The organism is Pseudomonas sp. Marseille-QA0892, from assembly GCF_054950135.1.
Genome location: NZ_CM143104.1, coordinates 1,542,066 through 1,562,085 on the forward strand (window position 1 = coordinate 1,542,066; position 20,020 = coordinate 1,562,085).

General features: G+C 60.2%; 18 protein-coding genes. 3 read left to right on the top strand and 15 right to left on the bottom strand.

From position 1 onward, the window contains the following. The 4 genes from ACY8D3_RS07095 to ACY8D3_RS07110 all read right to left on the bottom strand — a co-directional run bounded on the left by ACY8D3_RS07095 (window position 1) and on the right by ACY8D3_RS07110 (window position 3,410). The gene (locus tag ACY8D3_RS07095) at window positions 1-1,413 is read right to left on the bottom strand and encodes an alanine/glycine:cation symporter family protein (protein ID WP_462382869.1); all 1,413 of its coding nucleotides are present in this window, start codon (window positions 1,411-1,413) and stop codon (window positions 1-3) included. A gap of 238 nt (window positions 1,414-1,651) precedes the next feature. Continuing rightward, window positions 1,652-2,317, bottom strand: coding sequence for a GNAT family N-acetyltransferase (locus ACY8D3_RS07100; protein WP_462382871.1), 666 nt, complete (start codon window positions 2,315-2,317; stop codon window positions 1,652-1,654). Further along, on the bottom strand, window positions 2,314-2,772 hold the full coding sequence (locus ACY8D3_RS07105; protein ID WP_462382873.1) for a GNAT family N-acetyltransferase: 459 nt from the start codon (window positions 2,770-2,772) through the stop codon (window positions 2,314-2,316). The genes ACY8D3_RS07100 and ACY8D3_RS07105 overlap by 4 nt, the downstream gene beginning before the upstream one ends. An 8-nt stretch (window positions 2,773-2,780) precedes the next feature. Next, window positions 2,781-3,410: an FMN-binding negative transcriptional regulator gene (locus ACY8D3_RS07110; RefSeq protein WP_462382875.1), complete on the bottom strand. Its 630-nt coding sequence runs from the start codon at window positions 3,408-3,410 to the stop codon at window positions 2,781-2,783. A gap of 111 nt (window positions 3,411-3,521) precedes the next feature. Here ACY8D3_RS07110 and pdxR point away from each other — a divergent pair, with 111 nt between their 5' ends. After that, window positions 3,522-5,003 carry a MocR-like pyridoxine biosynthesis transcription factor PdxR gene (pdxR, locus tag ACY8D3_RS07115; RefSeq protein WP_462384280.1) on the top strand — a complete coding sequence of 494 codons (1,482 nt, stop codon included), beginning with the start codon at window positions 3,522-3,524 and terminating at the stop codon, window positions 5,001-5,003. 50 nt (window positions 5,004-5,053) lie between these two features. On the opposite strand, the gene ACY8D3_RS07120 is transcribed toward pdxR, so the two are convergent. After that, the gene (locus tag ACY8D3_RS07120) at window positions 5,054-6,478 is read right to left on the bottom strand and encodes an aspartate ammonia-lyase (protein ID WP_462382877.1); all 1,425 of its coding nucleotides are present in this window, start codon (window positions 6,476-6,478) and stop codon (window positions 5,054-5,056) included. Between the two features lie 163 nt (window positions 6,479-6,641). Here ACY8D3_RS07120 and ACY8D3_RS07125 point away from each other — a divergent pair, with 163 nt between their 5' ends. Continuing rightward, window positions 6,642-7,562 (top strand): LysR substrate-binding domain-containing protein, encoded by a 921-nt coding sequence (locus tag ACY8D3_RS07125; RefSeq protein WP_462382879.1) that lies wholly within the window; start codon window positions 6,642-6,644, stop codon window positions 7,560-7,562. A gap of 193 nt (window positions 7,563-7,755) precedes the next feature. Beyond that, window positions 7,756-10,257, top strand: a complete 2,502-nt coding sequence (locus ACY8D3_RS07130; protein ID WP_462382881.1) for an ATP-binding protein — start codon at window positions 7,756-7,758, stop codon at window positions 10,255-10,257. Window positions 10,258-10,485: 228 nt separating this feature from the next. Here the strand turns inward: ACY8D3_RS07130 and ACY8D3_RS07135 are convergent, their stop codons facing one another. From ACY8D3_RS07135 to ACY8D3_RS07180, 10 genes are all read right to left on the bottom strand, one after another. Further along, a complete protein-coding gene (locus ACY8D3_RS07135) occupies window positions 10,486-10,815 on the bottom strand; it encodes a Na+/H+ antiporter subunit G (RefSeq protein WP_462384282.1) in 330 nt (109 codons plus the stop codon). A 13-nt stretch (window positions 10,816-10,828) separates the two neighbouring features. Next, the gene (locus tag ACY8D3_RS07140) at window positions 10,829-11,098 is read right to left on the bottom strand and encodes a K+/H+ antiporter subunit F (protein WP_462382883.1); all 270 of its coding nucleotides are present in this window, start codon (window positions 11,096-11,098) and stop codon (window positions 10,829-10,831) included. Beyond that, window positions 11,083-11,586 carry a Na+/H+ antiporter subunit E gene (locus tag ACY8D3_RS07145; RefSeq protein ID WP_462382884.1) on the bottom strand — a complete coding sequence of 168 codons (504 nt, stop codon included), beginning with the start codon at window positions 11,584-11,586 and terminating at the stop codon, window positions 11,083-11,085. The genes ACY8D3_RS07140 and ACY8D3_RS07145 overlap by 16 nt, the downstream gene beginning before the upstream one ends. Beyond that, on the bottom strand, window positions 11,583-13,088 hold the full coding sequence (locus tag ACY8D3_RS07150) for a monovalent cation/H+ antiporter subunit D (RefSeq protein ID WP_462382886.1): 1,506 nt from the start codon (window positions 13,086-13,088) through the stop codon (window positions 11,583-11,585). The genes ACY8D3_RS07145 and ACY8D3_RS07150 overlap by 4 nt, the downstream gene beginning before the upstream one ends. Continuing rightward, window positions 13,085-13,414 (bottom strand): Na+/H+ antiporter subunit C, encoded by a 330-nt coding sequence (locus tag ACY8D3_RS07155; protein WP_462382888.1) that lies wholly within the window; start codon window positions 13,412-13,414, stop codon window positions 13,085-13,087. Before ACY8D3_RS07155 ends, ACY8D3_RS07150 begins: the two co-directional genes overlap by 4 nt. Window position 13,415: 1 nt before the next feature. Continuing rightward, complete coding sequence (locus tag ACY8D3_RS07160; protein WP_462382890.1) at window positions 13,416-16,208, bottom strand: monovalent cation/H+ antiporter subunit A; 2,793 nt, start codon at window positions 16,206-16,208, stop codon at window positions 13,416-13,418. Between the two features lie 266 nt (window positions 16,209-16,474). Then, window positions 16,475-17,302 (bottom strand): phosphodiesterase, encoded by an 828-nt coding sequence (locus tag ACY8D3_RS07165; protein WP_462382892.1) that lies wholly within the window; start codon window positions 17,300-17,302, stop codon window positions 16,475-16,477. 9 nt (window positions 17,303-17,311) lie between these two features. Continuing rightward, window positions 17,312-18,340, bottom strand: coding sequence for an ABC transporter ATP-binding protein (locus tag ACY8D3_RS07170; protein ID WP_462382894.1), 1,029 nt, complete (start codon window positions 18,338-18,340; stop codon window positions 17,312-17,314). Continuing rightward, window positions 18,337-19,131, bottom strand: coding sequence for an ABC transporter permease (locus tag ACY8D3_RS07175; protein WP_462382895.1), 795 nt, complete (start codon window positions 19,129-19,131; stop codon window positions 18,337-18,339). The genes ACY8D3_RS07170 and ACY8D3_RS07175 overlap by 4 nt, the downstream gene beginning before the upstream one ends. Before the next feature lie 28 nt (window positions 19,132-19,159). After that, on the bottom strand, window positions 19,160-20,011 hold the full coding sequence (locus ACY8D3_RS07180; RefSeq protein ID WP_462382897.1) for an ABC transporter permease: 852 nt from the start codon (window positions 20,009-20,011) through the stop codon (window positions 19,160-19,162). Window positions 20,012-20,020 lie beyond the last annotated feature (9 nt).

The window sequence follows — 20,020 nt, forward strand, 5'->3', positions numbered from 1 at the left end:
TCAGGTGCGTTTCACGGCGTCCTGCTTGCTGGAGCGCCAGACCGCTGGATCCAGATCGAGGTCGCTGAAGCGGGACGCATCGAATTCTGGCGACTTGCTGCCTTTGCGGCGTTGCTCATCGTAGTCGTTCATGACACGCAATCCAGTATTGAACAGCAGCGCCACTGCGATGAGGTTCACGATCGCAAGCATGCCCATCGTTACGTCGGCGAAGGCGAACACCGTGCCCAGATCCTGCACCGCGCCCCATAGAACCAGCAGGACGACGAGGACACGATAGACGATCAGCAATGGGCGTTTGCGACTAAAGAAGCCCAGTGCAGTTTCACCCAGATAGTAGTTGTAGATCAGCGTGGTGAAGACGAACACCGTGAGCGCGACGGTAATGAATACCCGGCCCCATTCACCGACAACGGCCGCCAATGCAGTCTGTGTCAGGATGACGCCACTGGCTTCACTTCCGGGCTCATAGATCCCGGAGAGCAGAATGATCAGCGCGGTGCATGTGCAGATGATCATGGTATCGATGAATACGCTGAGGGACTGAACGATACCCTGGGCGGCGGGATGGCTGACTTCGGCCACAGCGGCTACGTTGGGTGCGCTGCCAAGGCCGGCTTCGTTCGAGAAGAGGCCGCGGCGCACGCCCATCAGGATCGCAGCGCCGATGCCGCCGGCGAACGCAGGCTCGAGGCCGAACGCACTACGGATGATGAGGCTGAATGTTTCCGGCACCTGCGACAGGTTGCTACCGATCACGAAGAGCGCCATCAGGATGTAGGAAACGGCCATCAGCGGCACGAGTACGTCCGCGAACTTGGCGATTCGCTTGATGCCCCCGAAGATGATCAGGCCGATCACGACAGTCAGCGCGATACCGCTTGCCCAGGTTGGGATATTGAATGTGTCGTGCAAGGAGCTGGCGACGGTGAACGACTGCAGTGCGTTGAAGCCGAAGCCGAACGTGACCAGCAACAGAATGGAGAAAAGCACCGCCATCCAGCGTTGCTTCAAGCCGTGCAAGATGTAGAAGGCCGGACCGCCGCGGTAGGTGCCGTCGCCTTCGTCGCGCTTGTAGAGCTGAGCCAGGGTGCACTCGAAATAGCTCGTCGCCATGCCGACCAGTGCGACGAGCCACATCCAGAAGACCGCTCCCGGCCCGCCGAGACTGATCGCCACAGCAACGCCCGCAATGTTACCCGCGCCCACGCGACCGGCAACGCTGAGCATCAGTGCCTGGAAGGAGCTCAGTTGCCCTGGCTTGCGCTGGAAGGCTTCGCCGAAGATACGAAACATGCTGCTGAAATAACGAAATTGCACGAAGCGCGAGCGCACGCTGAAATACAGCCCGAGGCCGACCAGCATGACGATCAGCACTTTGCTCCAGATGAAATCATTGAGAAGGTCAAGCATAGGTTCTTTCCTGTTCTTGTCTTTCTAGGGGGAAGCACCCGTCCAATCCATCGGCGAGCGCAGTCGCGAATGGTTCTTCAGGCCGGCTTGCCAGGCAATTTCGCGGTTCGCACCAAATGGGTGCGACTTGACGCCATCAGCGCGTCACTCTCGGCAGGCTTTTTCCTATGCGCCCTGGTCGCAATGCGTTGAACGGGTTCAACGAGGCGGAACAGGAGCGCCACCGTAGGGGCTTGAGTTAACGTCTTGCTGCCAAGGGGCGCTTCTGCATGCGGCGCTCATCGAAGTTTGCAGGCGACAGCCACGCTTCGAATGCCAGTCGCGCGTGCGGCCATTCGCTGTCCAGCATGGCGTACCACGCCGTGTCTCGATTCCGGCCTTTGATGATCATGTGTTGCCGAAAGGTTCCTTCGTAGGAAAATCCAAAGCGCTCGGCCGCTGCCTTCGATCGCGCATTCTCGGCGTTGCACTTCCACTCCAGGCGACGATTTCCCAGCCTGAATGCTTCGCGCGCCAGCAGATAGATCGCTTCGGTGGCGACAGGGGTCCGCTGAATGGCGGGGCCATAGATGACGTGGCCAATCTCGATGCATCCATGCGTGGTAATAATGTTCATCAAACTCAGGCTGCCACTGGCACAGTTGGTCCTGTTGTCGATGACCGCCAAATGCAGTGGGTCGCTACTCGCGCATTGGCGGGCGAGCCATTGGTCAAACGCGCTTCGCGTCGGAAAAGGGCCGTACGGAAGATAGTCCCATAGCTGAGTATCGGCACTCGGGCCCTGCAGATGCATCCACAGGTCATCGCCATGACGTGCCACGTCGAGCGGTTCCAGCTGGCAGAACCGGCCGGTCATGGTTGTGCGAGAGGGTGCTTGAGCGGGTGCCCAATTCTGCATGTTCATGGTTGCCCATTTCCGAGCACATGGCGGTATTGAATGAAACCTGTGCGCGCTGCAATCCGGTTATAGAGCGCCCGGGCTGCCATATTGCTTTCATGGGTCAGCCAGTACACGCGAGCAGCGCCATGCGATTCGGCCTCCGTGTAAACATGCTCGATAAGTGCACGGGCCACTCCTGCGCCCCGTGCTGGCGGCTGAACGAAAAGATCCTGCAGATAACAATAATCGCCTGTCGTCCAGCATGAGCGGTGGTAGATCCAGTGGACCAGGCCGAGCGCTTCGTCGTCGCGCCATGCCATTGCTGCAAACATTGGTTCTTCAGGTCTAAGAAGCCGCGCCCAGGTTACTTGAGACGTCTCTGCGGAAATGTCCGTTTCGTAGAAGCGTTGATACCCTAGCCATAGACGCATCCAGGCGTCATGTGCGTCTGCGCAGGCGGGGCGGATCGAGACTGGCATGGGAGGATTCACCGTGGCTGCATCACGTTGAGTAAGGCGTGGTCCGCGGGATTGTCGCTGGCCGTAAGGCCGACTCGGACGCCTTCGATATCTGCTTCGGGCCGGTTCTGGCTTAACTTCCATTTGCCTTCCATGCGTGTAAGCGGGATTGCAATGCCAACGATGGCGCGCAACATCCCATCGATATAGTCGCGCGGCGCATCGCTTACCGACCAGGGCGTCTTTTGCGACGCCTCATGCTTTTCGGTCAGGCGCGTAATCACATCACGAAGTCGGGTCGCGTCATCGAACACCTCTGGCTGGCCATAGGCATGCACTGCGGTGTAGTTCCACGTCGGTACCACCTTGCCGTGCTCTGCCTTGGCGGCGTACCAGGAGGGGGTGATGTAGGCATCGGGGCCTTGGAAAATGATCAACGTTTCCTGCGTGGCGACAACGCCCCGCCAATGCGGATTAGCCCGGGCGAGGTGCCCGTAGAGCGTGCCGTGCGGGCCCGCTTGCTCATCGAACACTAGCGGAAGATGGGTTGCGATCAGGCCCTCCGGACTGACACTGACGACTGTGGCCAGGCGGCTTAAGTGTATATGGCGGATTAGCTGTGCCTTGTCGGCCTGGCGAAATGGCTTCGGTATGTACATTGGATGGTCCCTAGTCACTGAGCGCCGCACGATCGCGTGTTTCGTGCAAGCCATCGTAAATGTGCTATTGGTATGCCTTAAGATCCATTTCAGGACAGAAACAAGGTGCCAATTAAACGCGGGCATGCGTCGTCGGCCGATCTGGCAGGTATTCGATTCAACGGCAAGGGCGCTTTAGCCCGGCAGCTGTACGAACAGATCCGTGAGCGCGTGCTTGACGGTCGCCTTCGCTCCGGAACGCGGCTGCCATCCAGCCGAGGATTGGCAATACTGCTCGGCGTTTCGCGCAATACCGTGGTTGACGCGCTTGACCAGCTCTACGCTGAAGGTTACGTAACCGGTCGAGTAGGGGACGGTACCTACGTTACGGATCTCTTGTCGTCACAACACACGCCTGCACCGCACGAGATGCACGCGGTGGAGGCTTCGTCGCAGCTGCCCGCGGCTAACCGCCTTGTTGCCTGTGCGATGCCCTTTCCCCCTGATGGACCACCCCGTGCCTTCAGAGTGGGCGTGCCAGCGTTCGATCTGTTCCCTTTCGAGACCTGGGCTCGTTTGCAGGCCAGATTCTGGCGCAGGCCGGCGGCCGCGCAGCTGGGATACGGCGACCCGGCCGGCGACCTTCGGCTTCGCGAGCTCATCGCTATTTACCTGCGCAATAGCAGAGGATTGACGTGTGACGCATCCCAGATCGTTGTGACTAGTGGTGCTCAGCAGGGCATCAGTTTGTGTGCGAGATTGCTTACCGATGCCGGAGACCGTGTGGCGGTGGAAGATCCCGGCTACCGCGCCGCGGGCCGCGCCTTTGCCGCTGCGGGGGCGCACCTGATTGGCATCGAGGTAGACGGCGACGGGCTGTGTGTTGAGCAGCTCAAGGCCGTCGATGGCTGCCGTTTGGCCTATGTGACCCCTTCACATCAATATCCGCTTGGGGTGACCCTGAGCTTGTCGCGGCGACTTGAGTTGCTTGAGTGGGCAATCGAGCGCAAAGGCTGGGTTGTGGAAGACGACTACGATGGGGAGTATCGGTATAACGGTCTTCCGCTCGCGCCGCTCGCGTCACTGGACCGGAACGGGCGCGTCATTTATGTGGGCACGTTCGGCAAGATTGCCTTTCCGGCGTTGCGGCTGGGGTACGTCGTGCTGCCTCCAGCGCTCGTCGATCTGTTCACGCAGCAACGGGCACTGGATGTTCGAACGTCCGATATTGGGACTCAGGCGGTCATGGCTGACTTCATCGCTGATGGGCATTTCCCGCGCCACATCAGAAAGATGCGCAAGGCCGCGAAGGCCAGGATGACAGCACTTCAAAAGCATTGGCCGGCCGAGGTGCCGGGCTGTTCCGGGCTGCCCGAGATCAATGCTGGACTGCACACCTGCGTGCGGGTGGACGGCGTCGATCGCGAGGCGATGCTCGTGCGCGCTGCGCTTGATGCCGGTATCGAGATCAATCGGCTTAGCGATTATTGGCTGGACCCGGACAACGTCGCGCCGGAGCGGCGAGCGGGCCTGGTGCTTGGATTTGCGGCTGTCCCCGAAGCCAGAATTGCCGAGGCGCTTTCGCGGCTTTCCGAGGTTTGGAAAGGCTGTTGAAGAGCCGCCGGAGGGAGGGCAATGACTGCTCCTCCCTCTGAAAGCCGAGATCAGGCGCCGAGTGGCAGGAGCCTCGGGGCGATCATGTTCTCGGGACGAAGGATATCGGCGAGCGTGGTGTCATCCAGCAATTGTTCTTCGCGGACGAGCTCCAGCACGCCTCGACCAGATTCGAGTGCCGATTTGGCGATGCGTGTGCTGTTCTCGTAGCCGATGTATGGGTTGAGTGCGGTGATCAGACCGATGGAGTTTTCCATGAGCGCCCGGCAGTGTGCTTCGTTGGCGGTGATGCCGACGATGCAATGCTCACGCAGCATATCCATAGCGCGCTGCAGCAGCCGGATCGAATCGAAGATCTTGTACGCGATCAGGGGCTCCATGACATTTAGCTGCAATTGCCCCCCTTCGGCAGCCAGTGTGAGCGCGAGATCGTTCCCGATAACCTCGAAGGCCACTTGGTTGACGGCTTCTGGAATGACTGGATTAACCTTGCCGGGCATAATCGAGCTGCCGGGCTGCCGTGCCGGTAGATTGATCTCGTTGATGCCAGTCCGAGGGCCGCTGGAGAGCAGGCGCAGGTCATTGCAGATCTTGGAGAGCTTCACGGCCAAGCGCTTTAGAAGACCGGAGAATAGAACGAATGCGCCCATGTCCGAAGTTGCTTCAATGAGGTCAGCCGCCGGCACGAGCGGTTGCCCGCTAATTTGCGCCAAGCGTTGTACGGCGATCGACTGGTAGCGGGGATCGGAGTTGATGCCTGTGCCGATCGCCGTCCCGCCCAGGTTGACCTCGCATAGGAGTTCCGGGGCGAGTCGAGCAAGCTTGTCGTGGTCTTCACCCAGTGTGTTGGCGAACGCGCGGAATTCCTGGCCAAGCGTCATCGGCACGGCATCCTGCAGCTGGGTGCGGCCCATCTTCAGTACTTGGGAAAACGCTTCGCCTTTTTCAGCCAGTGCGTCGATAAGGCTCTTGAGGCTCGCCAGCAGCGTGTCATGACCGAGCAGGAGGCCGAGGCGGATCGCTGTCGGGTAGGCGTCGTTGGTGGACTGCGCCATGTTGACATCGTTATTGGGGTGCAGATGCGCATAGTCACCCTTGGCGTGGCCGAGAATTTCAAGGCCGATGTTGGCGATAACTTCGTTCGCGTTCATGTTGGTCGAGGTACCGGCACCGCCTTGGATCATGTCGACAACGAATTGATCGTGATACTGCCCCTTGATCAGCCGTGCGCAGGCTTCGCTGATGGCCTGGTGCCGAGTTCCGGAAAGCTGGCCCAGCTCGCGGTTGGCATCCGCGGCGGCTTGTTTGACCATGGCCAGCGCAATAACGAGCTTGGGGTAATGCGACAGCGGAACGCCCGAGAGGCGAAAGTTGTTCAGCGCGCGCAGTGTCTGGATGCCGTAATAGGCATCGGCGGGTACTTCAAGCGTGCCGAGCAGGTCTTTCTCGAGGCGAACGGATGCATCAGACGACATGATTCATGACTTCCTGTATGAAGCGGCTTGGCTTTGGATGTGCCTAGGATAGGGCGCTTCGCTGGGGTTGGGCCAATGCCGTTGCTTGCTGGGTCATGCACAATCGGCATAATGAGCGTGTGACTCGAACAGCCGTTCGAACGTGTAGAGGAAATGTCCGAAGGTGAATCTCGAAACCAAATGGCTGGAAGATTTCAGCACACTTGCCGCGACCCGGAGTTTTTCCCAAGCGGCTCAACAGCGTTTCGTGACACAGCCTGCGTTCAGCCGCCGGATCAAGGCGCTGGAAGAGGCGCTCGGACTGCTCCTGATCAATCGGTCGCGGACCCCCGTTGAACTGACGGAAGCCGGGCAGCTGTTCTTGGCTACTGCCCGTGGCACGGTCGAGCAGCTCAACGATGTCGTACGGCACCTTCACCATCTGGAGGGCCAGCAGGGTGAGGTGTTGCAATTCGCAGCAGCGCATTCACTGGCACTGGGCTTTTTCCCTGCCTGGATCGCACGGCTGCGGCGTGATGGACTCAACCTGTCCAGCCGCCTGGTGGCCAGTAACGTGGGCGACGCCGTCCACGCCCTGCGAGAGGGCACCTGCGACCTCATTCTCGCGTACTACGATCCCGACGCCGCTGAGCGGATGGATCCGCAGTTGTTTCCGTCGCTTCCCTTGGGCAACACTCAAATGATGCCGGTATGCGCACCGGACGCTGATGGCAATCCACTATTCAGCCTCGCAGGCGCGGGCGGCGTGCCTTTGCTGGCCTACAGCGCTGGCGCACTGCTGGGACGATCGGTCAATACACTGGTCCGCGAGCGGCGGCTTCGTGCGACTACGGTTTACGAGACGGCGATGGCGGACAGCCTGAAGAGCATGGCGTTGCAGGGATTGGGCGTGGCGTGGGTTCCACAGCTGTCCATGACTTCCGAGCTGGAGCGAGGTGAACTCGTGCTTTGCGGCGACGAATCCTGGCAGCTGCCGCTCGAGATTCGCTTGTATCGCTGCGCGCTCATTCGCAAAGCGACCATTCGACTGTTATGGCGCAAGTTGGGGAGTGGCGTTGGCATGGTGCCACCGGGCCGCGGCTGAATGCCGCGTTCGCCAGGTCCGAATAGCGCGCCGGACCCGTTACCTCTATCCTGTCGCGCCGGCCGACGAACTGCCTGGCGAGGGCGTTCGTCATCGCCGTCTGCAATAGGAATGCAGTACGGGCGCAACATCGCGACGGGCTTCGATATGCCGTCCGCGAGCGCGCGCCCACGAACTTCGATAAGAGCCAAACATGCGTCATCTATCCCCGCCCGGCTTACGCCAATGGATGTGGCGTGCCTTCGTAAGAAGCGCGCTCGTGCCGCTGCTGCTCGTCGAGATCGGTCTGATAAGCGTATACCTCTTTAGTAATGGAGCTATCCGCGAGGCGCAGGTTGAGCATCTGCGTGAAACGGCGCTATCCGACCTCGGCCACGCAACCAATACGCAGGCGCGGGTCATCGAGGAAAAGCTCGAGCGTGTCGCACGCACCACCGATTTTTATCGACAGATGACCGGCAACGCCCTCGCCGCCAATGGTGAAGGGGTTGCCGAGACACTCGATATGACAACCGAGGGCGTTCGCTATAGCGCTACGGACATTGGAGGCGCTGCCTCGTTCTATTCCTCCGTGACTCCCCCCGAGCAGCATGACCTTGCCAAGGTTGCCCGCCTCGCGACACTTGATCCCATGGTCAAGGCGCTGGCGCAGCAGAACCCCTTGATCGCCAGCCTGTATTTCAACAGCTGGGACCACTACAACCGCATCTATCCGTGGCTCGACACCGCATCGGCATTCGACCGCAAAGCCGTGCCCTCGGAGCACAGCTTCTATTACCTCGCCGATGCAGCCCACAACCCAGCGCGCAAGGTGGTGTGGACTGATGTATATCTGGACCCCGCCCATAGGGGTTGGCTGACGTCTGCCGTGGCGCCAGTTTACCGTGGCAATTTTCTGGAAGGTGTCGTGGGCATCGATATCACGGTATCGGGCCTTATCAAGGAGCTCGGTACGCTGGAGGTTCCCTGGAACGGCTATACCATGCTCGTCAACGATCGTATGAATGTCATGGCATTGCCAGCCGAGGGCGAGCGCGACCTCGGCTTGCCCGAGCCGACCGAGTACGCGCATGAAGGCGTGGTTGCCAGCGACACGTTCCGACCGACAATCTTCAACCTTGGCAACCACACCGCTGCTGCACCCTTGCTCAAGGCAATGACGGAGGCCTCGCAGGGCGTAACCCTACTGACGCTAGACGGCCAGCCGCGGCTGGTCGCCTGGAAGCAGATACCACCAACGGGCTGGTATCTCATGTCCGTCGTGGATGAATCCGCCGTATTTGCGAAAACCGACGCGCTCGCCGCCCACTATTCCAACATTGGGTACCTGCTCATAGCAGGGCTCGTTTTCTTTTATGCAGTTTTCTTCCTCTATCTCGGATGGCGCAGCCGGCGCCTGAGCAACACGCTGTTGGAGCCGATCGCAGGCATTCGCCGGATGATGACCGATATAGGGCGAGGTCATTGGCGCCCGAGTCAGCCGAAAGCGGATGTGCTGGAGCTGAAACAGGTGATCGAGGAAACCGCGAGCATGGGCGAGAAGCTCGAGCGTAGCGAAGAGGGCTTGCGTAAGGCCAATGCGGATGCGCAAGCCTCGAGCCTCGCCAAATCTCGGTTTATCTCCAGTATTAGCCACGAGTTGCGGACGCCGCTGAACGCGATCCAGGGATTTGCGCAACTGTTGCAATTGGAGCAGCGCCAGCAGCAGGACAAAGGGGCTGATTTCCTTGGTGAGATCATTGCGGCCAGTCGGCACCTTAACCAGCTCTTGGGCGACATATTGGAGTGGTCTGGTGCCCAGAATGAACGACGCCGTATCGACCTTGTGCCTATCGTGGTCAGCCGACTGTTCAGGGAGTCCGCACAGCTGGTAAAGCTTGAGCTTGAGGCGCAAGGGCTGGTGTTGAAGATCAATCCTCCAACGCCCGGGCTGGGTGTACGGGGCGATGCACGTCGCCTGCGACAGGTGCTGCTCAATCTGCTGTCGAACGCGATCAAATACAACAAGCCGGGCGGTACCGTCGAACTCGGATGGGAGCTGAAGGGCGACGTCGTCCGGCTGTGGGTGGGCGACGATGGTATTGGTATCGATCAAAGCCTGCACGAACGGCTATTCGAGCCATTTCAGCGGCTCGGCCAGGAAAACTCCGCCATACAGGGGACAGGCATAGGCCTCTCGCTTTGCCGTGAATATGTAACGCAAATGAAGGGTCGCATCGGAGTGGACAGTGCGCCCGGCGAAGGCAGTCGCTTCTGGGTGGATTTGCCTTTTGCGGAGCTGCCTGCCTTGCCGGAACAGCCAGCACGTGAACCCGTGTCACGGCCAATGCCTGGACGAGCTCGGCTCGTCTATGTGGAGGACGACAGGGCTAGCCAGATGTTGATCCGTAAGGCGCTGAAGGATATGGCAGACATCGAAGTCATCAGCGACGGCCTCGAAGCATGGCAACAGCTGATCCAGAGCCCGCCTGATCTGTTGCTGGTCGATCTCAACGTGCCTGGCATGCGAGGAGATGAACTGGTCAGCCGTGTTCGTCGCTATCCGGGGCTGGAAGCCCTACCGATCCTGATGCTGACAGCGGCGATAAGCGATGATTTCGCCCGACTATCGGGCCTCGGGTGCCAGGCATTGCTACACAAACCTGTTGATCTCGCGCAACTGAGAGAAACGATCAGGGCGCTGTTGAGCCCCTGACGTGGCACGCATTCATATCGCGTATCCGGTGGACGCATGCAGCGAGCCGTGCATCAGGCGCCACCCTGGCAGCGCGCATAACGTCGCGGCCAGATTGATGTGCCTTCGGCTAGGCGGAAACTCGGTCGAGGTCAGAAGTAGCGCAATAGGCTACGACGGGGAAAATTGCCTGACTATGGGCGAGCGCGGTGGAGTGCGTGCAACTCCACCGCGTCGGTCAGTACCGATCTATTCCCAAGGCTTGCCCTGAGTCCGCTCGACAAGCTTAAGGCGCTGTTGCATCGCAGCCTTTGCAAGGATGTGCGCACTGACCGGCGCCGTGATGAACAGGAAGAGGGTGATCAGCAGTTCGTGGATGCTAAGGCCTTCTCCCTGATAGCTGAAAAACAGCATGGACGCTACGACCATGCTGCCGACGCCCAGCGTACTTGCTTTCGTGGGGCCATGAAGGCGGGTGAAGAAGTCAGGCAAGCGGTACAGGCCGATCGCACCGACCAGGGCAAAGAGGGAGCCAATGATCAGGAAGAACGATACGGCTGCTTCGACTATGAAGGGCATTTCCATGGTTACCTCAATCAATGATGTCGCCGTGCATCAAGTGTTTGCCGACCGCAACGGTCCCAACAAACCCCATCACGGCGATCAATAGAGCAGCCTCGAAGAAGAGGTCCGACGCCAGCCAGATACCGAATAGCACAATCAGCGCCAACGCATTGATATACAGCGTATCGAGCGCAAGCACCCTGTCGGGCATATCAGGGCCCTGAATAAGGCGGGCAAGGTTCAGAAGTGTCGCGATCCCCATTAGGACGAGACACACCGGTATCACGTAGGTGAGCATTCGAACATCTCCAGTAGGGGAACTTCGTATCGCTGTTTGATCTCGGCGATGAGCGCGTCGATGTCGTCGACATCCAGGCCATGCACCAGTAGCAGCTTGTGATCTTCACTGAGGCCGGACGATACCGTGCCAGGCGTCAGCGAGATGATGCAGGCGAGTACCGTCAGCAGGAATTCATCTTCCAGATCCATTGGAATCTCGACGAACGCCGGACGCAGGCTTGCTTTTGGCCCGATAACCAGTCGCGCAACCTGAAAGTTGGCGACGAGGATGTCCCACAGCACCATCAGGCTATAACGGCAAAGGCGCAGTGGCTGTTTGACCCGCGGGACGTGGATCAGGAAGCGCCTGCAACTCAACGGAATCAGCCAGCCGAGAAACAAGCCGAGCAGTAGATTGCCGAGCGTGGGCGCGTTGACCAGCAGGATCCAGATGATCGCCAGGAGCAAAGTCAGCGGCGGGTGAGGCAACCAACGGGACCGGGTCATACGGCACCTCCCCGGATGATGTTCATGTAGAGGCGTACATCGAGCAATTGCTCGGCAATAGCTTGGGTGAAGGCATGTACGGGGCCAGCAGCCACCACCAGCACGACGCTGCCAGCGAGTAGGCCAAATGCCGCGACCGTCCGGATCGTGTCGGCCTTCACAGGGGTGAAATTCGCGTCCTCACGGGTGCGCCAGAACAGAGTGCTACCGGCCCGACTGAGCGCGATCAACATGCCAAGCCCGCCGATGAGTACCACGGGCCAGAGGGCCAGCGCCTGATCATTAGTGGTTGTTGCCTGCAGAAGCATCACTTTCCCGAGGAAACCGGAGAGCGGCGGCAGGCCTGCAATCGAGATTGCGCCGGCAAAGAACGCAGCGGACAGGAGCAGAGGATTCGCCAGGACAGGCCCGCTGACAAGATCCGAGCCCAGAGGACCACGCTGGCGAGCAATGAGGTCTGCGAGCAGGAAGAGCGCGCCAGAGATCCAGGTGCTGTGCACGAGGTAGTAGAGCGCACCGGCCAGCCCTCGTTCGCTGCCCAATGCGACGCCGGCGAGCAAGGTGCCGACTGACACGATCACCAGATAACCGAGCATCACCTGCAGATTGCGGGCTGCAAGCGCACCAACCACGCCAGCGGCAAGTGTCAGGATTGCCAGAGGCCACAACCATGGCAGAACCATGTCGGCAAGTGCACCGGCCGCGCTACCGAAGATCAGGAAGAAGACTCTGATGATCGCGTAAAGGCCAATCTTGGTCATGATCGCGAACAAGGCGGCGACGGGAGCGGTTGCCGAAGCGTAGGCACGGGGCAGCCAGAAATAGAGAGGAAGGATGGCGCCTTTCAGCCCGAACACGACCAGCAGTACCAGGCCGGCTGCGCCGATGATTGGCAGGCGCTCCGGATCTGCCTCGGACACGCGCACTGCCAGGTCCGCCATATTAAGCGTACCCAGCAGACCATACAGGGTGCCAACCCCGATCAGGAACAGCGACGAACCCACGAGGTTAAGCACGACGTAATGCATCCCCGAGCGAACGCGAGCCGCACCGCTGCCATGCAGGAGCAGGGAGTACGAGGCGATCAGCAGGATCTCGAAGAACACGAACAGGTTGAACAGGTCGCCCGTCAGGAAGGCGCCGTTGATCCCTACCAGCTGGAACTGGAAAAGCGCGTGGAAGTTCGGGCCAAGCTCATCGTCCCCTCGTACGGCGTACAGAAGGGCGAAGGCGGCCAGCACCGCACTCACGAAGAGCATGAGGGCAGACAAGCGGTCCAGCAGCAGGATGATGCCGAATGGCGGCTGCCAGTTGCCCATCGCATAGGCAGTCAGCTCTCCGCTACCCGCCTGGTTCAAAAGCGCAATAGAGACAGGAAGCAGTATCCAGGTGCTTGCGAGCGAAATGATCCGTCGCGTGTTCAGCGACAGGTTCGTGAGCATCAACAACAGGCTGCCTACGAGCAGGGGCAGTACGATTGGTACGGCAATCAGGTGGCTCATCGACGGGTCTCCTCGCCGTCCACGTGATCCGTCTTGACCTCACCGATAGCGCGCAGAGACAGCACGACCACGAAGGCGGTCATGGCAAACCCGATGACGATAGCGGTCAGCACGAGCGCCTGGGGTAGGGGGTCGCCATATTCCGCGCTCTTGCCGATAACCGCAGGTACGCCAGTACCCAGTCGGCCCATGGCGAACAGGAACAGGTTCACGGCATACGAAATGAGCGTGAGCCCCATGACGACCGGGTAGATGCGCGCCCGCAACAGCAGGTATACGCCGCTGGCGGTCAGAACGCCGAGCGTGATTGCAAATAATGCTTCCATGTCAAAGTACCTCTTTGCTCGTCTCGTCCTGGCTGACGTGTCCGATGTTGGACAGAATCATCAGCGTGGCGCCGACGACGGCAAGATAAACGCCCAGATCGAAGAACAATGCGGTGGCCAGTTCTATTTCCCCAATCAGCGGAATATGGAAGTGACCGAAGGCGGACGTCAGGAACGGGTAGCCGAACACCAGCGAGCCCAGACCTGTTAGCCCTGCGATCAGCACACCGGCCCCTGCCGTAGCGTGATAGCTGAAGCGGATGCGTTCCTGGGTCCACGTCACGCCATGCGCCACGTATTGCAGGATCAGCGCGATCGACGTGATCAGGCCTGCGATGAATCCTCCGCCCGGCAGGTTATGGCCCCGCAGGAAGATGAACGCCGATATCAGCAGCGCAAGCGGCAGCATCGTGCGGGCAACAACGTCGAGAATCATTGGATGGGCATCGGTCGACCAGGGCTTGCCCCATGGGTCCACCGTTGGGTGGGGGAGGTGCAGACCTTTGAGCAATCCGAAAATACCAACTGCGGCAATCGCCAATACGGCAATCTCACCCAGGGTATCGAAGCCCCGGAAGTCCACCAGGATGACGTTGACCACATTGTGGCCGCCGCCACCCGGCACCGCCTGATCCAGGAAGAAACCGCCAATGCTGTCGTAGGAGCGGGTCATCACGGCGTAGGCCAGCAGCGCTACGACAACGCCCGAACCGATTGCAAGGATGAAGTCGCGAAGACCGCGCAGGCTGCTGGACTCCGCAGGCGTGCGATCCGGCATGAAGTAAAGGGCGAGTACGAGCAGGATGACAGTGACCATCTCCACGGACAGCTGCGTCAGGGCAAGGTCAGGCGCGGAGAAGCGTGCAAACGCGAGCGCAACCATTAGCCCCGCACCGCTCAGCGTCATCAGTGCCACGAGCCGCCGACGGTGGACGAAGACCGTCAGAACGGACGTGACACAGAGAATCGCCAGACCGAGTGCAGTGATGCCATCGACTGGCGACAGCTCGATCGGCCCTTGCAGAAGGTGCAGCGGCGCCAGCCCCCAAACCACGAGGATCAAAGTCGCGGCCAGCATCAACGCGATGTAGCGCTGCAGCGAGCCGGTCTCAAGTCGATCCGTGATGCTTTGCGCCAGCCGAACAACGGCCTGCATCGACCGCTCGAATACCACTTTAGAGTCTACGTGAGGGATGCCGTAGTACCAGCGGAACAGCGGCTCACGGAGAACATAGATGAGCGCACCGCCTCCAAGCGCGACGAAGCTCATCATCAGAGGCAGGTTGAAGCCGTGCCAGATCGCCAGGCTGTACTCCGGCACGGGCCCGCCCAATGCGGCGGACGAGGCCGCCGCGAGCAGCGGGGCGACGGTGTATCCGGGAGCCATCCCGACCGCGAGGCACAGCAGGACGAGAATCTCGACCGGTACCTTCATGTAGCGTGGAGGCTCATGAGGGTTCGGCTTGGGCAAATCGGTTGGCTTGCCGTTGAAGAACACGTCATGAATGAAACGGATCGAATAGGCCATCGACAGCGCGCCCGCCAGCGTGGCCGCAGCAGGGATGACCCAGTTGAACCCGCCAAGCATGTCTTGTGTCAGCGTCTCGCTGAAGAACATCTCCTTGCTCAGGAAGCCATTGAGCAGCGGTACGCCGCCCATCGATGCCGCAGCGACCATCGCAAGTACCGCCGTGTGCGGCATGTACTTCCACAGGCCCCTGAGTGTTCGCATGTCGCGCGTGCCCGTCTCATGGTCGATGATACCGGCCGCCATGAAGAGCGAAGCCTTGAACGTCGCGTGGTTGATGATGTGGAAGACCGCGGCGACCGACGACAACGGGGTATCCAGGCCGAACAGGAGGGTGATCAGGCCAAGATGGCTGATAGTGGAATAGGCAAGCAGGCCTTTCAGGTCGTGCTGGAACAACGCCATTCCCGCGCCTAGCAGCAACGTGATCAGGCCGGTCAGGCTGACGAGATAGAACCAGAGTTCGGATTCGCCCAGCGCTGGATGCAGTCGCGCCAGCAGGAACACGCCTGCCTTCACCATGGTGGCCGAGTGCAGATAAGCCGATACCGGCGTTGGCGCGGCCATTGCCTGAGGCAGCCAGAAGTGGAAGGGGAACTGAGCGGACTTGGTGAACACACCCAGCAGCACCAGCACGAGTGCAATCGGATAAAGATCGTGGTTGCGGATGATATAGCCGGACGCCAGCACATCGCTCAGTTCGAAGCTACCAACCATCTTGCCGATAAGCAGGATCCCTGCGAGCAGGGCCAGACCGCCACCGCCTGTAACCGTCAGCGCCATACGCGCACCGCGGCGGGCCTCGGCCTTGTGGTTCCAGAAGCCGACGAGCAGGAAAGACGACAGGCTCGTCAGCTCCCAGAAGATCAGCATCACGAGCATGTTTTCGGAGAGCACGACACCCAGCATCGCGCCCATGAAGAGCAGCAGATAGGCAAAGAATCGTCCCTGCGGTTCCTGCTTGCTCAGATAGTAGCGGGCGTACAGGATGATCAGCAGGCCAATGCCTAGGATCAACAGCGCGAAGAGAAAGCCCAGGCCATCGAGCCGGAAGCTGAGATTCAGCCCTAGCGCCGGCAGCCATTCGAAGCTGTAGACATGGACATCCCCGGCAAACACCGTCGACTGGTATTGAAAGAGCAATACCAGAGCGATCGCAGGCGCTAGCGCCGTGGCAATCGCACAGGCAGACCGACCCAGTCGGTCACCCATTATCGACAGGAACGTCCCCAGGAGTGGCAACGCGATGATCAGCGCTAACGCCATACAAAACCCTTTTTCTAAAGCCGCCTTCCGGTGTTGGCGACAGGAATGCTGAAACCGTTTGCTACGGCGCAAGATTACCGTGTTAGAGCGGACCAGGCCGAGCCAGAGGAGGTGTTTGCGAGGTACTCGCACGCACGCCCTCTAATAACGATCCGCGATAATAAGGTACGAACAGCTTACAGTTCGAGTTGAGTCCCTTTCAAAATGTTCGCGCCCGGTCACGCATTCGATGCGTGCCGGGCGCGATTGACTGCATTGCAGCGAGATCAGTCGATCAATTCGTTACCATCGAAGAAAGGATAGGGCCCCGGGAAATCACCCATGACGGCGTTGTGGGTGACGAGACCCGTCTCGGCATCCCAATAATGAAGCAGGTAGCCTGGTGGCTCCAGCGTGAAACGAGACGGTGCGTCTTCCCGGAGATCCAGGACGACTTGATGCGACGTGCCTGGGCAGACGCACGCGACCGTGTTGGCGAAGCGTTTCAGGATGGGGCGGTGCAGATGACCGCAAAGCACCCGCTCAACCTGCGCGTGCCGGGCGATGACCGCTTCCAGCGCATCGCCGCCTTCCAGACCCAGTCGGTCCATATGGCCAATTCCGCTCTTGAACGGAGGATGGTGAAGCATGACGAGAGTAGGCTGTGTGGGCTTCTCAGCGAGCGTCATTTGCAGCCAATCAAGTTGTTCCTGTTCCAGGCGCCCACCGTGTTCGCCTGGTACGGTCGTGTCGAGCCCGACCAGTCGCAGCGGGTAGGTATCCACGGTCCAGTGCAGTCGGCCCCGTGATGGCAGGTAATAGTGGTCGGCGAAGGCGCGCTTGAGTTGTTCGCCGTCGTCGTGATTGCCTGGCACGAAGTAGAACGGCATCAGTAATTCGAGCAACGCTTCGCGCAGGGTGGCGTACTCGTCGGCAGTTCCAAAATCAACGAGGTCGCCAGTAATCAGCACGATATCCGGGCGTGGATTCAGGCTGTTCAATCGTGCTATGACCCGCCGCAGTGACCCCAGCGTATCGACGACGCCATAGGAGCGGCGCCCGCCGGCTTTAATGTGAAGGTCACTGATGTGTGCAATAAGGAAGGTACGGCTCATTGGATGTCCTCAGGCGGCTAGCGGAAATAGCGGGCCGATGATGTTCAATTCGATGGTATCGCCAGCCTGTCGCGCCCGTGCATCGCGGCTGTCGACGAGGATTGGCTGACTGTCCCCGGTATCCACGAGAACCCGTGTATGTGCGCCCTGGAAGAACTGGCCAAGCACCCGACCGCGCACGTCGCCCTGGCCCACCGCGATCTCCAGATGCTCGGGGCGGCAGCAAAGCGTGGTGGCAGGCTGGCCGGTCCACGGTAATGACCCACCTTGGATCTGGGCACGACCATCTGCCTGGCGCAGAACGCGGAATCGGTTCAGGTTGCCGATGAAACCGGCGACAAAAGCGCTTGCTGGCTGCTGGTAGATCTCCTGCGGGGTGCCAATTTGCGCAATTTGGCCTTTCTCCATCACCACGATTCGGTCGCCTAGCGCCATGGCCTCACCCTGATCATGCGTGACGTATATGGCGGTGATGTGAAGCGCTCTTAGGAGGCGGTCGATGTCCACGCGCAATTGCTCGCGAAGCTGTGCATCCAGTGCCGCCAAGGGTTCGTCCAGAAGCAGGATGCGCGGCCGTGCAGCCAGGGCGCGTGCAAGGGCTACACGCTGGCGCTGCCCACCGGATAGCGCCTGGATCGGGCGACTCGCAAAGCTTTCGAGCTGCATCATCTCGAGCATTTCCGACACCCGCCGCGCGCGGTCGGTCTTGGGCATGCCCCGCACCTTCAAGCCATAGGCGACGTTGTCCCCCACATTAAGGTTCGGGAAAAGCGCATAGCTCTGGAACACCATGCCAACGCCACGCCGTTCTATCGGGACGTTCGTCACGTCGTCATCGTCAAACAGCACCTGTCCACCTGCATCTGGCTGTTCGAGGCCCGCAATGATTCGCAGCGTGGTGGTCTTGCCACAACCGGAGGGGCCAAGAAATACCAGTGTTTCGGCGGGGCGGATATCAAGGTCGAGTGGCATCAGTGCGGCCTGGTTGCCTTTGAAGGTCTTGGCGCACTGGCGCAGGCGAATGGCTGTGCCTGTCATTGCGTAACTCCTCGGGAAAGGCGATGGCTGATAGCCTGCAGCGCAACCAGCAGCGGCACGATCAGCATCAGGAAGATGAGCGTGTAGGCCGACCCGACCTCCAGCCGAGCCGAGGCATAGCTATCGGCTAGCCCGACCGGGAGCGTCTTGGTCAGCGGTGTATGAAGCATCCAGGTCAGGTTGAATTCACCCAGTGAGAGGGTGATCACCATGAGCGTACCGGCCAGGATCCCAGCGCGTGCGTTGGGTACGACGATGCCGAAGAAGCGCCGGATCGGGCCAGCGCCCAGGCTCGCCGCGGCTTCTTCGAGCTCGGGCAGCTGCGCGCGCTGCATCACGGCCATTACCGGGCGAACCAGAAATGGCAGTGTGAACAGTACATGGCCGATAAGGATGAAGCCGGCGCTGCTGCGCAGGCCGCTCACATGGCCGTAGGTAAGGAGCAGGGCGAGCGCAGTCGCGAACCCAGGCATCGCCACTGGCAGAACAAGAAGCTCCTCGACAGCGCGGCTGAAGCGGTTATCGAGCTTCACCAGGCCGTAGGCGGCCGGGACACCAATTATCACGCAGCAAAGCGCGCAGGCGACCGCCAACTGCAGCGACAGCCACACGGTTGGGGAGTAGGCCCGCCAGACCTGTGTGACCCAGTCGAACGTCAATCCGCTGGACAGTCCTTGGAAATAGTTGCGAGTAAGGCCTGCCATCACGGAGAGCACGATCGGCACCAGCATGAACGCGCAAACGAGCAGCGTGAACGTCAGCGCAGCGATAAAGGGAACGCGGCGTGTCATTCGTTAATTCTCCCCATTCTGATAGCCCTCATGGCCCCGGTGTCCGTCCTGCAAAATGACGAGCCGTCATCAGCGCGATCCATGTGATTACACCAAGCACGACGGACAGCGCCGCTGCGACTGCGAAGTTCGCGAAATTGGTAAAGGTGTCGTAGATCGCGATTGGTGTGACGGACAGTTTCGTGCCAAGCGTGAACGCCGTACCAAAGGCGCCCATGGCGGTTGCGAAGCAGATGGCGCCACTCGAAACCAGTGCCGGTGCGAGCCCTGGCACAATGACGTCGCGGATGACTGCCCACTGACTCGCGCCCAGCGAGCGTGCCGCTTCCTCCAGGTTGCGATCCAGCGTCTCGCACGCCGCCATGACCGTGAGAATCACCCTCGGAATCGAAAAGTAGAGATAGCCCAGGAACAGGCCAAACAGGGAGTACGCAAAGATCCAGCGGTCTCCAGTCAGAGAAAGGCCCAAGCTTGCGAACAGCCCCTGGCGTCCCCCCAGAAGAATGATTAGAAAACCAACCACAACGCCTGGAAACGCCAGTGGGAACGTCAGCAGCGCGACGAGCACGCTTCTACCGACGAAGCGATGGCGGGATAAAAAGCATCCCGCTACGCCTGCGATTACCAATGCCGCGGCTGTGGTGACTGCAGCCAGCGCCGTTGTCTGGACCAGTCCGCTGAGGTAGGCGCTGCTCGTCAATACTGCCCAGTAACCGCTCGCGCCGCTGCGATCCGGTTCGGTGCCGAGCAGCACCAGATGTGCCAGTGGCAGGATCCAGAACGCAGCGAAAAAGGCCAGTGCCGGTGCAAGGCCCAGGACAACCGAAACGGGCATGCGCCGTCGCGATCGAAGCGCATGTGCCGGACGGGCCATGGCCATCTCGGTCAC

Coding starts and splice junctions, on each gene's coding strand:
- ACY8D3_RS07095 (WP_462382869.1), bottom strand. CDS start 1,413: ATGCTTGACCTTCTCAATGATTTCATCTGGAGCAAAGTGCTGATCGTC.
- ACY8D3_RS07100 (WP_462382871.1), bottom strand. CDS start 2,317: ATGAACATGCAGAATTGGGCACCCGCTCAAGCACCCTCTCGCACAACC.
- ACY8D3_RS07105 (WP_462382873.1), bottom strand. CDS start 2,772: ATGCCAGTCTCGATCCGCCCCGCCTGCGCAGACGCACATGACGCCTGG.
- ACY8D3_RS07110 (WP_462382875.1), bottom strand. CDS start 3,410: ATGTACATACCGAAGCCATTTCGCCAGGCCGACAAGGCACAGCTAATC.
- ACY8D3_RS07120 (WP_462382877.1), bottom strand. CDS start 6,478: ATGTCGTCTGATGCATCCGTTCGCCTCGAGAAAGACCTGCTCGGCACG.
- ACY8D3_RS07130 (WP_462382881.1), top strand. CDS start 7,756: ATGCGTCATCTATCCCCGCCCGGCTTACGCCAATGGATGTGGCGTGCC.
- ACY8D3_RS07135 (WP_462384282.1), bottom strand. CDS start 10,815: ATGCCCTTCATAGTCGAAGCAGCCGTATCGTTCTTCCTGATCATTGGC.
- ACY8D3_RS07140 (WP_462382883.1), bottom strand. CDS start 11,098: ATGCTCACCTACGTGATACCGGTGTGTCTCGTCCTAATGGGGATCGCG.
- ACY8D3_RS07145 (WP_462382884.1), bottom strand. CDS start 11,586: ATGACCCGGTCCCGTTGGTTGCCTCACCCGCCGCTGACTTTGCTCCTG.
- ACY8D3_RS07150 (WP_462382886.1), bottom strand. CDS start 13,088: ATGAGCCACCTGATTGCCGTACCAATCGTACTGCCCCTGCTCGTAGGC.
- ACY8D3_RS07155 (WP_462382888.1), bottom strand. CDS start 13,414: ATGGAAGCATTATTTGCAATCACGCTCGGCGTTCTGACCGCCAGCGGC.
- ACY8D3_RS07160 (WP_462382890.1), bottom strand. CDS start 16,208: ATGGCGTTAGCGCTGATCATCGCGTTGCCACTCCTGGGGACGTTCCTG.
- ACY8D3_RS07165 (WP_462382892.1), bottom strand. CDS start 17,302: ATGAGCCGTACCTTCCTTATTGCACACATCAGTGACCTTCACATTAAA.
- ACY8D3_RS07170 (WP_462382894.1), bottom strand. CDS start 18,340: ATGACAGGCACAGCCATTCGCCTGCGCCAGTGCGCCAAGACCTTCAAA.
- ACY8D3_RS07175 (WP_462382895.1), bottom strand. CDS start 19,131: ATGACACGCCGCGTTCCCTTTATCGCTGCGCTGACGTTCACGCTGCTC.
- ACY8D3_RS07180 (WP_462382897.1), bottom strand. CDS start 20,011: ATGGCCATGGCCCGTCCGGCACATGCGCTTCGATCGCGACGGCGCATG.